The organism is Paracoccus homiensis, assembly GCF_900111675.1.
Classification (GTDB): Bacteria; Pseudomonadota; Alphaproteobacteria; order Rhodobacterales; family Rhodobacteraceae; genus Paracoccus; species Paracoccus homiensis.
This window is the reverse complement of sequence record NZ_FOHO01000012.1, coordinates 74,268-87,710: the sequence shown is the minus strand read 5'-3', so window position 1 is coordinate 87,710 and position 13,443 is coordinate 74,268. Positions and strand designations below refer to the sequence as shown.

General features: G+C 57.6%; 15 protein-coding genes. 7 read left to right on the top strand and 8 right to left on the bottom strand.

Translation table 11 applies throughout. The annotated features are described in order from the left end of the window. Window positions 1–12 precede the first annotated feature (12 nt). The 6 genes from BMX67_RS14695 to BMX67_RS14670 form a co-directional block, all read right to left on the bottom strand. On the bottom strand, window positions 13–966 hold the full coding sequence (locus BMX67_RS14695; RefSeq protein ID WP_090736587.1) for a cation efflux transmembrane domain-containing protein: 954 nt from the start codon (window positions 964–966) through the stop codon (window positions 13–15). Continuing rightward, window positions 963–1,424 carry an enoyl-CoA hydratase gene (locus tag BMX67_RS19365; RefSeq protein ID WP_139206543.1) on the bottom strand — a complete coding sequence of 154 codons (462 nt, stop codon included), beginning with the start codon at window positions 1,422–1,424 and terminating at the stop codon, window positions 963–965. The genes BMX67_RS14695 and BMX67_RS19365 overlap by 4 nt, the downstream gene beginning before the upstream one ends. 418 nt (window positions 1,425–1,842) lie before the next feature. Then, entirely contained in the window at window positions 1,843–3,135 is a 1,293-nt protein-coding gene (locus tag BMX67_RS14685; RefSeq protein WP_245739477.1) for a sensor histidine kinase, read from the bottom strand. Between the two features lie 180 nt (window positions 3,136–3,315). Beyond that, on the bottom strand, window positions 3,316–3,810 hold the full coding sequence (locus BMX67_RS14680; RefSeq protein ID WP_090736580.1) for a RidA family protein: 495 nt from the start codon (window positions 3,808–3,810) through the stop codon (window positions 3,316–3,318). Beyond that, window positions 3,807–4,334, bottom strand: a complete 528-nt coding sequence (locus BMX67_RS14675; protein ID WP_175479929.1) for a c-type cytochrome — start codon at window positions 4,332–4,334, stop codon at window positions 3,807–3,809. The genes BMX67_RS14680 and BMX67_RS14675 overlap by 4 nt, the downstream gene beginning before the upstream one ends. A 4-nt stretch (window positions 4,335–4,338) precedes the next feature. Beyond that, on the bottom strand, window positions 4,339–5,919 hold the full coding sequence (locus tag BMX67_RS14670; RefSeq protein ID WP_090736574.1) for a flavin monoamine oxidase family protein: 1,581 nt from the start codon (window positions 5,917–5,919) through the stop codon (window positions 4,339–4,341). Window positions 5,920–6,490: 571 nt separating this feature from the next. Here BMX67_RS14670 and BMX67_RS14665 point away from each other — a divergent pair. Further along, window positions 6,491–7,591 (top strand): HPP family protein, encoded by a 1,101-nt coding sequence (locus BMX67_RS14665; protein WP_090736571.1) that lies wholly within the window; start codon window positions 6,491–6,493, stop codon window positions 7,589–7,591. A 492-nt stretch (window positions 7,592–8,083) separates the two neighbouring features. On the opposite strand, the gene BMX67_RS14660 is transcribed toward BMX67_RS14665, so the two are convergent. Both BMX67_RS14660 and BMX67_RS14655 read right to left on the bottom strand, forming a co-directional pair. Then, window positions 8,084–8,545: a host attachment family protein gene (locus BMX67_RS14660; RefSeq protein WP_090736674.1), complete on the bottom strand. Its 462-nt coding sequence runs from the start codon at window positions 8,543–8,545 to the stop codon at window positions 8,084–8,086. Window positions 8,546–8,550: 5 nt separating this feature from the next. Further along, complete coding sequence (locus BMX67_RS14655) at window positions 8,551–8,784, bottom strand: hypothetical protein (RefSeq protein WP_090736569.1); 234 nt, start codon at window positions 8,782–8,784, stop codon at window positions 8,551–8,553. Between the two features lie 516 nt (window positions 8,785–9,300). Here BMX67_RS14655 and BMX67_RS14650 point away from each other — a divergent pair. The 6 genes from BMX67_RS14650 (at window position 9,301) to BMX67_RS19635 (ending at window position 13,434) form a co-directional block, all read left to right on the top strand. Beyond that, window positions 9,301–9,687, top strand: a complete 387-nt coding sequence (locus tag BMX67_RS14650) for a hypothetical protein (protein WP_139206542.1) — start codon at window positions 9,301–9,303, stop codon at window positions 9,685–9,687. A 64-nt stretch (window positions 9,688–9,751) separates the two neighbouring features. Then, complete coding sequence (locus BMX67_RS14645) at window positions 9,752–10,357, top strand: lytic transglycosylase domain-containing protein (protein WP_245739476.1); 606 nt, start codon at window positions 9,752–9,754, stop codon at window positions 10,355–10,357. Between the two features lie 12 nt (window positions 10,358–10,369). Then, entirely contained in the window at window positions 10,370–10,681 is a 312-nt protein-coding gene (locus tag BMX67_RS14640; RefSeq protein WP_090736561.1) for a TrbC/VirB2 family protein, read from the top strand. Beyond that, window positions 10,681–10,950 carry a VirB3 family type IV secretion system protein gene (locus tag BMX67_RS14635; RefSeq protein ID WP_090736559.1) on the top strand — a complete coding sequence of 90 codons (270 nt, stop codon included), beginning with the start codon at window positions 10,681–10,683 and terminating at the stop codon, window positions 10,948–10,950. The genes BMX67_RS14640 and BMX67_RS14635 overlap by 1 nt, the downstream gene beginning before the upstream one ends. Next, entirely contained in the window at window positions 10,943–13,285 is a 2,343-nt protein-coding gene (locus tag BMX67_RS14630; protein WP_090736556.1) for a VirB4 family type IV secretion/conjugal transfer ATPase, read from the top strand. The genes BMX67_RS14635 and BMX67_RS14630 overlap by 8 nt, the downstream gene beginning before the upstream one ends. Continuing rightward, entirely contained in the window at window positions 13,282–13,434 is a 153-nt protein-coding gene (locus BMX67_RS19635) for a hypothetical protein (RefSeq protein ID WP_175479928.1), read from the top strand. The genes BMX67_RS14630 and BMX67_RS19635 overlap by 4 nt, the downstream gene beginning before the upstream one ends. Window positions 13,435–13,443 lie beyond the last annotated feature (9 nt).

The following is a 13,443-nucleotide window of genomic DNA, read 5'->3' as shown; positions in this document are numbered from 1 at the left end:
CGCGGCGGTGTTCTACTGGCACCCTCGCTTTTCTGGTGGGTCGCCCGCCGGTGCAGGTAGATCCCGCACCTCTTGATTGATGTCGCGCAGTCGCCACGCCTCATCCTGCCCGATCCACACGCGGGCTTGCCAGCACTCCAATTCCGCACCTTTGGCCGGAACCACATTGGCACGAATGTAACGGCCGGTTTCCCGCACCTGTACGTCATGACCCGGAAACCGCCTGCGCAGCGCTTCGGAAACCGTTTTGACAACCGGGTGAATATCGGGCGACGTCAGCTCTCTAGGGGCACCGTCCAGCAATTCGGCAACGGCGATGCGCAGGTTGCGCAGCCCGTCGCGCAAGATGTCAAAGGAAATAAGACCTGCTGCTGCCGCATCAGCCCACCAGAAGCCGAATCCGATGCCGATAATCCCCGCGATTCCGGCCAGGCCCGTCTTCCAGTCGGCAGCATTCATATCCGCATCCGTGTAAAGAATTTTGTCCATCGTATCGCGCGCCAGCGGTTTCTTCATCCGCCCGAGTATCACCGGAGGGATCACCGAATAGATCAATGCCGCCACCATCAGCCAGCCAAGCCACACGTCCCACCCCAGAATTACCACGTTTCCAATGGTGGGATGTTCTTGCAGAATGAGTGCGCGACCAGCATCATAAAGCAGAAATCCACCCATTGCCGTCAGCGCGCCTGCCGCTAGAAGGAAGGCGAGCGAACCGACCCGGTAAAAGCCGAAGGGATACTTGGCTGTTGCTGGCTTGTCCTCGAACCTGCGGGCGAGTAGGAACAAGGCAGGGGGCAACAGGCTTAGCGTATCCTCGATCCAGGCAGACTTCATCGCCTGACTTGAGCCCATGGCGAAATACATCACCGCGATGATGGTTAGCATCCAGAAGATTGACCACCATTCCAACCGCTCTGCGCGGCGCAGCTTTCGGGTGATGCGGTCAGGCGTTTCGCCGATCATCGTGAAATTGCCCGTATGGCACGATTGGCTGTCGTCAGGAACCGATTTTCGCCCCTGCGGATCGCGAGTACCCGATCTTCGGTGTCATCGCCGACAGTGACCTGCCCTATCGGATCCGTTAACCCAACGTCCGAGGCGAAGGGCGTGTTGGACGGTATCCGTCCGGCTATGAGATGAAGCTCTCCCTTCTCCAAAAGCGCAAAGAGACTATGCGGATCGCCAGCCACCAAATCAACATTGGCCTGCAAGGCGTCTGCAACCCGTGCGACGGCGCGGGTTTCCACATCGTCGAGCGGATTTATCAGCGCACCGACTTTCAGTGTGCTACGAGTAACTTCTTGCGTCGTGCTTTCAGGATCTGCAGGAACCTTGCATGCCGTTGGTAAGGACGAAATCGCTACCAAGAGAACGACCCGCGAGAGAAAGGGCGAGATTAAACGTAAATGGGAGCTTTTCACGATAGGGCGACCATCTGGTTGATCTCTTTGCTCAACGAGGGACCGCACGAATAGGTTCCCGTTCCAGCCAAGTAAAAGCCGCTACTATGGTCAGATGTCTCGGCCCCTCACCTTTGGCGTCCTCAGGAAGGAAAAGGGACAGCGTAAAAGCGGTGCAATGCGGGGCGAGAGGGCAATCGCCGGAAGAAGGCGCGCACTGAGACATGTCCTGTTCCAGGCCGCAGCGCCTACAGCGTGTCACTACCCCGTTCTGAAGCCAGTCGCACAGGCCCTCGATATACGCGGCAAACCCCACAAGCTAATCATTATCGCTATCGCACGCAGGCTGATCACAACCGCAAGCGTCATCCTCAACACAAGTGTCCCATGGCCAATTCAGCTTGAGAGATGTCACAGCTGCTAGTCTCCAACAGAGCAGTCATGTGGAACTAGGAGGCCCAAGTGTCGGCAATTCAAGGCGAAACTTTGTAATTGCTCCTTCGCTCGTGACGGTAAGCCGACCGCCATGTGCTTTCGCGATTGAAGATGAAATGTGCAAACCCAAACCGAGACCTTTGCTATTGTCCACTCCGCGACGAAATGGTTGAAACAGAACTTTCTGCATCTCTAATGGGATCGGAGGCCCTGAATTTTCTACCTCTATGTAGAGTTCTTCGGCGGCACTTTTCGCGATAATTCGAACCTGCGCACCAGGGGTGCCGTGTGAAACTGCGTTAGATAAAAGGTTAGAAACAACTTGCCCAACTCGATCCGGATCACAGCTGACCGGATGTTCCAAGTCAATATCGAGTAGGATTTCATTATCTGGAACTGTGATCCGAATTTCGTCAACCACATGCTGAATAGTCTGCAAGAGCGGCGCATCCGGTATCGCCGAGACGGCAATGCCGTGACCCAGTCGAGATTTTGCGTGAAGGAGTATGTTACTAACCAATTCGTTCATTCGATGTACAGACGCGCGCATGAGCATCAGAAGCTCGCGCCCGTGGCTGGTCAGTGGTTCTCTATCCAACTGTCGAATACCTGCGCCGAAAGCTGCAACAGGGTTACGCAAATCATGGCCAAGAATTGCTACAAACTCTTCTTGAAAATTGACCAGATTTCTTTCGTACTCGATCTGATACTCTTGAGCTTCTATCCGTTCTTCGGTTTCCAGAATGCGTCCTATAAGATCGGAGAACATTTTTAACATGGCAACGGCGCGGGGACTTTTCACGTCTCTGGGCTCTATGTCTATCGCGCAAAGGGTTCCGAAAAAACTCTCATCACTGCGATAGATGGGAACCGACGCATAGCTCACTATACCAAAAGATGTGGCTATCGGGTGGCCTCGGCACTCAGGGTCAGTAGATGCATCATTAAAGATAATCATCTCTGACGTTTCCCTTACCGTCTGGCAAAAGGTAGATTCGATGGCGATCTCATCACCTTCTGTGATACCGAACTGGACGTCGTCAATGGTGCGGCAAGCGACCCACCTATCGGCCGTCACACGTGCAATGGCAGCGAAGCGCATGTTCGTTGCGAGCATGACGGTTTCAAGAATAGTGGTGATAAGATCGCTCTCAGCCAATCTCTCGATGTCAGCCTGGAAGTCATGAGTTCCGGCCACAAATTCTTCGTGGCTCTGAAGCCGGGCAAGAGCTTTATGATCGGTCATGATTTCACCCGAGAGATTGATGTGAAGATTCAGCGCAGCTTGGCGTCCCAAGTCGCAAGAGAATAGTCATAAGGCTGCCACTTTGAAAGCGCCACAGGGTGAAGGAATGCTGGACAAGCTTCTGCGTTATCCGCACATGGTTAAGGGTAACGCGGCAGAGGGTTTAGGTATAGATAGATGGCCCACCGGATACAGCTCCAGTGGGCCTTGAAGTATCGCCAAGCCTGGCCGTTAGGGACGCACGGCTACAACCTCGATTTCAACTAGCCAAAGAGGATTGGCAAGGCCCGCGACCTCGAAAACTGATCGCGTCGGCAAGTTCGGTTGGTCTTCGGTTCCAAAGAACTGCGTATAGCCTTCCATGAAGCCGGAGAAATCCATCGCCTCACCGCCCTCCGGTGCGACGAGATAGGCCTGCATCTTAATGACATCCCCCATCGTCAGGTCCAGGGCGGACAGCTTGCTTTCAATTGATTCAAGCGTGCTGACGGTCTGAGCGGCAGTATCTCCGAACCGATCCGGTGAATCTTGCGCTGCAGTCTCATCCACAACCATCGGCACCGTCCCGCTTAGGTAAACCAATGTCGCATCGGCCGGCACTTCGACAGCCTGCAGGATCGGGAAGTCAGAATCGGGGATCGGGTGGCGGGTCACCTCGGCGGCGGCGCCATTCGCCGCGAGGATTAGGCCGGCGGTTGAGGCAATCTTCAAAATCGAATTTGTCATTCGTGCTCCGCTCTGTTGGGGTCTACAGGCTCTGCCGGGCGCACCGCAGCGACCGACTCGGTCGTGGCATCCGGCGTATAATTGTTGCTCAGATTGGTCTGCATATAAGTTACAAGCGCGACAATCTGTTCATCGTCAAGGAATGTGCCAAAAGCAGGCATGCCTTTTTGTCCGTTCACGATAAGTGCGACAGCATAGGCCGAATATTCCAGATTAGGATTGCCGGCGAGTGCCGGATAGGCCCCGGCGCCGATCGCCCCGCCGCCCTCGGGCATGTGACAGCCTGCGCAAAGTGTCCGGTAAATTTCTTCACCGTCCGACGATGTATAGCCGCCTTTGCCGAATTGCTCTCCTTCGGCTGCGGCTGTGACATCCGTTTCGTCCTGCTGCATGGCTGCATCGCCCGAAGCATCTTTCTGCAGGGTCTCTTGGCCGGATGCTGACTGGTCAGCAGATGATTGCGCTAGTGCGGTCGTTGTCGACATCGCAGCGACGGCCAATGCTGTGAACAAAAATAGTTTCATGGCTTCACCCGTTGATGACCTTGTCATGGAGTCGCGAGATCGCGTCAAGTGACGAGAGAATGGCACCCTCTTGCCAAGCGGGAAGATAGGACAGATGCTCGCCCGCGCAGACGACGCGGTTGTCGATCTTGATCGCGTCCTCGTACCCCTGAGTTTCACGATCCTCCCATACCCCCGAGCAACCCAGAACCCACGGTACCTTGTGCCACGTGACTGCGACGCCGGCCTTGAATTCGTCACGATATTGCGAGTGGATCTTTTCGCCCATTCGAAGAGCCCATTCGATCCGCTCGTCAGGTTGCATCGCGTTAAACTTGAAGGTGTCCGCGCCGCGCCACGTATAACCGCCGAGCAACACCGCGGCGCCATCTGACTGGTAGCCGGTCGACGGATAGCTGATTTGCGTGATCGCCTCATCCGTGTAGGAGATACCGCCGTAGATGTGTTCGTCCTGTTCCCAGAACCGACGCTTGAATTCCAGGCCCACCTTTGTCGAACCGTTGTAGAACATCGAGTCGATAACGTTCGTCAAATCGGACGAGAGATTGTGATCAATCTGCCCGAGAATAGAGAAGGGGATCGTGCAGACACAATAGTCGGCGGTGCTGGTTTGCGTGCTCCCGCCATTTGCTGTGTCTTCCCAGGTCACCGTCACGCCGCTTTCATCCTGCTGCAGCGAAACGACTTTGGCATTGTAGGTGATGAGGTCACCGACCTCACGCTCGAACCCCTTGGCGATCCCGTCCATTCCGCCCACCGGCTGGAACATCGGCGCCCAGTGCTCAAGTGATTCATGCGTCGCCAAATAGCGCCACAATTGAGACTGGATGACCTGTTGTGGATCCAGCAGGTCGGAGGCTACGGGTGCCGCGTCGATGCCGCCGCCCGGCTGTTTCTCGTAGCCACGATATCCGCTAGTCTGCAGACCTTTGACATATGCATTCTCATCGTTGAGAACGCCAAAGCTTCGCAGGCTTTCGATCAGCATTTCGCGATCATCAGCCGTCACTTCCTCATCAAGCTTTCCTTGATCGACCGCCTTTGCCAGCAATTCAGACACATGACCACGATAGTCGGTAAGGAACTTACCCATCCGCTGAGGTTTTCCGTCGAACGCATCGCCGCGATGAACATAGGCGTTGTAGTTCGTCTGAATGAAGGGCTCCAGCGGCACCTTCAGGCGGCGACAGTAATCCAGCACCGCATAATGATGATACGGCAGCCGCCACGGACCGGGGTTGAAATAATTGCCCTCGGCGAAATCTACGGTCTGCTGTGCACCGCCAAGTTCAGTATAGCTGTCGCCGGCGCGCAGGGTCCAGCAACGACCGCCTGCCTTTTCGCGGTACTCCAGCACCTCAACCGTATAACCCGCAGCCCGAAGCTCCAATGCGGCAGTCATTCCCGCAAGACCTGCGCCAAGCACAAGAACCTTGGTATTGCCCGGGTCGCCATCCAGTTTGATCGGCCCAGTATAGTTGGAAGACATCGCGTGGCCCATCGATGCCATGGCGTAGTACATCGCTGAACTGCCCGCGGCAGTGCCGATCATCCCCAAGAGACTGCGTCTCGTGAATCCTGTCATCTCGCGATTTCCTCCATGATTTCAGAACATCAAGTTTTCACCCGCGCGAATGGTTCCGCGATTGACCATCGGCGCAAAGGGTAGCAACATAAGGATTATGTTCAGCCTTTACCTGCCCGACGCTTTTGTAAAGCGATAGTCGCCGTGCAATGTCTTGATCGTGCAATCAGGCGATCGCGTTGGTAGGGTTTTAGTCGAGTGCAGCCAACCGGCGATCCGCCTGAGATTCCGGCAGCGGCCTGATCCTTTTTGTAGCGTTGCCACGTCTCGGAATATTCGCGTCATGCATGCTGAAAATGTTCCTTTTCTGGGGCAACGCCATAACGGGACCTAACCCGTCCCGAAATCGCCTAGATCCGACCGCAGAAGGCACCACGTAAGCGTCATTGCGTCACGCTACTCCAAGACAAGCATAATCTGTCATTCGCGGCGGCAGCACGTAAGTGTTCTGGAAAACCGGGACGATGCAGAAATCCTTTCCTTTTTTGGCCCCGGCGGCACTTTTATGCTGCCCAACTTCAAGGCATATGCCTCCATACTGTCGAAATAACAGGCAGAAAGGAGGCCATTCATGCGCACATGGCACCATCTATATCCCGCGCTTCCGGCCTTCAGTGCCGCGGAGCAGCTGCGCGCGGGCCTCGGCGCAACGGTCGGGATCGGCCTATGCGCGGCGATGGTGCAGATCGGGGTTATGCTCGGTGTTTCCTCACTTTATCTGATTGCACCCCTAGGCGCGACGGCGGTGCTTGTCTTTTGTGTGCCGAACTCTCCTCTTGCGCAGCCCTGGTCTGCCATTGTCGGAAATACCAGCGCCGCTCTGATCGCGTGGCTGGCGGTCCATCTGCTGCCCGGCGACTGGATGGTCGGTGTCGCTGTGGGAGCGTCTATCATTACCATGATGATGTTGCGTGCGCTTCACCCGCCGGGAGGTGCCGTTGCCCTGCTTACCGCACTGGACCCTGCACCGGCGGTGCAGTTCGGGCCGCTTTTCGCGCTGACCCCGGTGGGGCTGACGACCGCGGCGTTGGTGCTGATCGGTGTCGCCTATAACCGGATAACGGGTCGCATGTACCCCTTTCGCCAGCCCGTCAGCGATGGTTCTCGCAAAGCCACCCCGCGATTGGGCCTTTCGAACGAACAGCTGGGGCAATTGCTGGACCGCTTCAATCAGGCCACCAATCTCGGCATCGTCGACCTTGGCCGCCTTCTGGCCGCTGCCGAGGCAGAGGCTGCGCAGCACCGTTTTGACGGCACGACTTGCGCCGATATCATGACGCGCAATCTGATCACGGTGCGGCCAGACACCACGCTGACCGAGGCCGCCCGGCTGTTCAAAAGCCATGCGATCAAAAGCCTACCCGTTGTCGATCAGAGAATGAAACTGCACGGTCTGGTGCTTCAATCCGACCTCCTGAACTCTTTGGTACCGCAGGCCATTAAACCCGCCTGGCGACAGCGTTCATCGCGTAAAAAGGTGATGCATGTGATGCGCGGCGCCGACCGCGCGGTTCCCTACGACATGCCCGTCGGTGCGATGCTTAACCGCCTTGCCGTCAATGGCAGCGAGGTCATCCCGGTCATCCGGGATGGGCACCTTGTCGGAATACTGACCCGCTCGGACATTATCAGGCTGCTTTTGTCAGGGGCAGAAGAACGCGCGGCAACATAGCGCGTCTGGCACCTTCGCCAGCCTGCGCGACACACTAGTTGCGGAAATTCATGTATCGTGGCTTTTCTCACGCGGCGCGCAGAATGTCGCTTGCCGCAGCAAGCCGCACCACGGGAGGCATAACTGGCGGTTTCCGTAGGGATTGAAACGAGAGTTCGCCGCCGCATCTTGCGGAAAACCGGTACTTCGCCCGCGCCAATCATTCGTTTGCCCGCAGTTCAGATATGAACAGTAATGCGGTCAGGAATGAGACCGGAATGCCGTCGAGAAGCTGTCAAGCCGGCCCCAACTTGGTCACGGCTCGACTGCTCTTGATCCACTACACGAACAGAGGGTCGCCTGTTTAGGAGCAACACGACTGCAGTACGAGCCCCCTTCGGTACAACGAACCACCTTTCGCCCCAGCGCACATCGCCTCAATATGGCTTACGAACGTGGAGGACCTCGGTCCGAAGTGGAAATAAATGCGGCCCCACGCATGCCGGTGGGGCGTCAAGCCCGATCTGACGCTAGTTCTGATGTCAGTATCTTTTCGATTTCATCCAAGCGGTGATTGGTCAACGTTTTGGCGACCTCACCTACCACGCGATCAGACACCTCTTTGTGCATCTTGTCACGCAACTCGGCCAAAATCCTCGGTGCTGCGACCAGCACGATCCGCTCATATGCGCCGCGATGCGCGCGCTTGTAGAGGAGTTCTGCCAAGTGGTCGGCAAAGCGCTCTTTCGCGAGCTCATGCCAATCAGTGTCATCATATGCTGATCTACCAGGCCCAACGCTTTGGTGTTGCCGTCCCGGACGATTGGCCGACTGTTCACGATCAGCGGGATTTTCCTGAGTTTCCTCGTGGCGCACCCGGAGAACCGGATACTCCTCGTCCCCTTCGTTTACTAAGAAGAGCGCTTTTTCGCCATCGGCGACCAACACCCATGTTTCGTTCCGCAAACTTTGAATGCCCATCACCGATTCTCCGTTCCCAGATTCGACGTCCCTGGCTTGTCCTCGTCAGCCTTTCTTACCCGGCTCGATCCCGTGCGTCCCTCAGCACGACGCTTCTGTTCATCCTCGCTGCCGATGGCCCGAGCGAGATTGCCTCCGGCACTGCCACTTTGCTGCGGGGTTTGCTCGCTACTTTGCCCAAGGATCTGATCGGTTTCACGGCTGCCGTCTGTCGACCTTTTGCGTTCCGCCATAGAATCCTCCTTTAGAAACAAGTGTAGTGACAACAAACACCTTGGCGACACGGTTCCGGCTTTCATTTCGGAACTTGGAAAAATCGACAATATCGCTCGACAGAGGGGTGACTTCGTCAGGACGCGCACACTTCGCAATACCTATTCCAGTGCACTCCTAGCTAGGCCACGAGTGCGGAACCCGTGCCCTACACAAACCTTCATCGTCCATTGCTTCAGGTATCATTTCTGATCCCGCTTGGCTCTTAGTTCAGTTACCTCAGATACTCTTCGACATCGCCAAAGTGGAACCGAGACAGCAACCGGTTCCAGGCACCGGAAAATGCAGCTGCAAGAACGTACGCGGGCTGCTGAATCAAAGCCGTCACAACCTTCACCGCTTGAAAACACCTTGTTATTGAACGTAATAACAGCAAGCATCAGTCGGTGACAATCGTCATTTCACCTACTTGCAAAGCAGATACTTATTTTGATAGTCTGGCGCGGGTGCGTCGGACACTTTTTGGAGCGCGTCGCATGACCAACCAAGTGCAGGTTAGCAACGAGGTGCTCACCCTTGAAATGTGTCGCGAAAGACTATTGCAGGGCTGGGAGCTGCACGTTGTTTGTGCGGAGGATCCTGTTCCAGCGCAAAATACGGTCAGAGGCTCATGGTATCTGGTCGCAGTCCAGCCAGAAACCGGTCGCTTCGGCGTCGTGGTCACACAGCGGGACTTGTACAGGGAGCGACGTCGGGCTGAGCAGTCCGGCACACCACTCGATCCGTCAGATTACGCATACAAGGAAATCAAGACCACGACCGGCCTCTTCAACGCTCAAGCAGATTTGGGCATTACTGCAACCGTCATTCCTGGCTCGAAGGGCGTCACCATGGTTGCTCAACTGCCTCCAAAAGACGAATAGCCATGATCCTGAATTTTCGGAAGGCCGTTCCGGCAGTCTAGGGCCTCTATCCCGCCGCAGCCTCATGGCATATATGTTGGCGACACCCTTCGCGGCGGGTGCTGATGTTCTCTCCGAGAGCCGCGGCTTCGTTCTAAACGCTGGCGCGGCCCACGATGTCTTCGCGCGCCCCGAGGATGATCCTACTTACTCCCGAACTTCAAAAGACGAACCAACGCTGATCCGGTCAATGCTTGTTGCCGCGGATGCGCCAGCGTCGATCCGGGTGATGGTGACGGCAGCCGCCGCCCGGTATGCGTCCCACTCTGCGATTCGCGCAGCCGGGTTTTCGCCCCGAAACTGGGACGCCTATTTCCAGTCGATGATCCAGGTCGAAAGCGCTTTCAGGATCACCGCTCATTCCTCCGCAGGTGCAATCGGTCTTGCCCAGCTTATGCCCGCAACTGCGCGCTTTCTCGGCGTCGATCCTCGTGATCCGGTCCAGAACCTCGATGGCGGAGCGCGCTATCTGCTGATGCAACTTGGCGCATTCGGCACGCCCGAACTCGCCTTGGCCGCCTATAACGCCGGCCCCGGTGCGGTCCGCAAGTACCGCGGCATTCCCCCCTACCGCGAAACCCGGAACCATGTCCGCAAGGTCATGGCGATCTATCGCAAACGTTTGTCATAAAGGAATTGGCCCATGCTGAAATTCAGGCAGAAGCTCGTCGCCGCCGTGATCTGGTGCGCGGCGGGAATGCAGGCCCGTGCCCAGGAGGTAGATCTTTCCGGGTTTGAGGATACCGGCGAAAGCATCATCGAGCAGCTCAGGGACAATAACCTGGCTCTGACCGCTGTCGTCCTCATCCTGCTGATCATCGGCTTTCTGGCGATCTTCACCAAGTTCATCGACTGGAAATGGATCGGCGTGACGGTCGTCGGGCTGTTCTTCATCTTCGGCGGTGACAACCTGGCCGAGTCGATCATCGCGATCTTCCGTGGCTCCGGCACCTGATGCGGGAAAACGTGTATATCCAGGGGCTCAACCGGCAGGCAAGGTTCTTTGGCCTGCCGCTGCCGCTGGCCGGGCTGGCCTTCATTCCGCCGTTCCTCACGTTCATCTTCCTCGACAGCCTCTGGTATCTCTGGGCGATCCCCGTTCTCTGGGCGGCTCTCTGGACCGCCTCGGTCATCAATCCACATTTCGCGCGCTTCATCGCGGTCGTGACCTCGCGCACGCCTGAGCGGCTTCTGCGCGCCAGTTCTGGATCACGGTATGAATGATATTTTCCCCAGTCCAATCCGGGCACTGTTCGGTGGCGCCCGCGACCTCGAAGACATGCTGCCCTATCTCTTCGAGGAAAATAACCATGCCATCGCCACGCGCAGCGGGGCACTGGTTTCGGTCGTGAAAATTGCGGGCGTCAATCCGTTCACGGCCAGCGAAAGCAAACTGGCCCATATGAACGACCGGCTGGCCGAGCTGGTGGACAAGTCCGGCAACAATTTCAGCTTCCACTTCCACAAGATCAGGTCGGCATATCACGACTTCGACTATCAGCCGAAAGCCTTCGTCGAACCGGGCTTCGGCAAAGAACTGGACCGTGCCTGGCGCGCGCACATCACATCGGCGGGCCTCTGCGTCCCGGTGTTGTTCCTCTCGGTGATCGAGCGCAAATCCATGGCGGAACGGATGCCTATCTTCGGCGGCTTTCTCAGTCGTGGGCGTCACGATACCCTCGCCGATCGCCTGTCCGATCTTGCAGAACTCGCCCAAAGCGTTGCCGAGACCCTGGGCGACGGCTCAGTGCTGCTGGCGATAGACGACGGCACGCTGACCGGGTTTCTGCGCGCCATCTCCACGGGCATCTATGCGCCGCTGGCCCGATCCGAGACCGGCACCATCGTGGACGATATCCGCACGCCCATCGAGATCTACGACCGGGCCGTGGAAATCGGCGACGACTTCGAAACGCGATACGCCTCGGTGATCAGCGTGGCGAACCTCTCGCCCCAGACCCATGGCGGCATTCTCGACACGCTCTACACAGATCCCGATATCCTGATCTCCTGCACCTACCAGCCACTTCTTCCCGACCTGATCTCGGCCAAGGCGACAACCCGGCTTGAGCAGACACTTGAGGAAAGCGCTGGCGGCAAGATCGCCGCGCAACTTCAGGAGGCCGCCGAGGATCTGCAAATGGGACAGATGGGCTTTGGCGACAGCCAGACCATCGTCACGGTCTATGCCGCAACCCCCGATGCTCTCAAACACAAGGTGACGGCTGTCACGGCCATCCTGCGCTCGAAGAAGCTCAAGATCGTCGTCGAAAAGCAAGGGCTGGCGGCAGCCTGGTTCGCGCGGTTTCCGGGCAATCACGAGTTTCAGAAGCGCCCTCTGACCATCTCCAACCGGAATTTTTCGGACTTCGCCGCGCTGCACATGGTCCGGCTCGGCAAGCCCGCCTCCGAATGCTATTGGGGCACGCCGATCACGACCTTCAAGAGCTGCGCCAATTCACCGTATGACTTCTCCTTCCATGGCCGCTTAGCCCATGCGGAGTCCGAGCCGCCGTTCGCCAGCACCCTGATCGTCGGCCCGCCCGATGCGGGCAAATCGACGATCATGGCCTTTCTGGCCGCGCAGGCACGGCGCACCGGATGCAGGATCATCGCCTTCGACAAGGACCAGTCGCTGGAAATGCCCCTACGCGCACTTGGCGGCACCTATACCGCCGTGCGCGCAGGCCGGAATACCGGGCTCAACCCGCTCGCCTCGGAAACTGACGAGGAAGGTCAGGCATGGCTGCGCAGCTGGCTGACCGCACTTCTGGAACGCAAGGGGCACCAGCTTTCGGTCAGTGATTCCGAGAAACTGGCGCGCACAGTCGAAAGCAACGCGACGGCCCTTTCGTCCTTCCAGGACTTCACCAACTTCACGACACGTTTCCGCTCTTTCGAGGGCGATATCGGGGCACGGGTCGGGGAATGGTCCCCAAACGGGCAGTATGGCTGGGTCTTCGGCCAGGACAGCGCCCCGATCGTGGATTTCAGCGGCTCGGATATCGTCGGTGTCGATATGACGGCGCTTCTCAACATGGAGATCGAGCGGACCGCGCTGCCGGCCTATCTCTTCCGACAGATCGAAAAGACCGTCAGTGCCCGCAGCCCGACCCTGCTGGTTCTGGAAGAGGCCGGCGTGTTCCTCGACGATCTCTACTTCCAGCGCGAACTGAAGACCTGGCTGGCGACGCTGCGCAAGAAGAACGTCGTCGTGGTCATGCTGGTGCAGTTCGTCTCGCAGATCAGGGATTGCGCTGCCGGGGCCTCGATCCTCGAAGGCTTGCAGAACCAGTTGATCCTCCCGCACCACCAGGCGGGCCGCGACAGCTATGACGGGCTGGCGCTGTCTGACGCCGAACTGTCCTTCCTGCTCGGTTCGCAGGCCGGTGGCCGACGGGCGCTGTGGCGCGACGGACAAAGCTCGAACATTCTCGACACCGATCTCTCGGCCCTTGGCTCCTATCTCAACGTCCTTGGCGGTGGTCGCTCAGCCGAACGGCGCTTCGGCAGCGACTGGCGCGACAAACCCGATTTCTGGAAAGGAAACACGGCATGACCCGTATCGTGATGAGCCTTTTTCTTGCGCTAGCGGTGGCCGGCTGTGCCGCGCAAAGCGGCGAGTTGTCCGAACGCCGCTCGAATTGCTTCGGCAAGTTGAAGCCCGGCCCCCAAAGTTCGCTTCTGGTGGAAGTGCCAAAGGCATGATCCGGACCC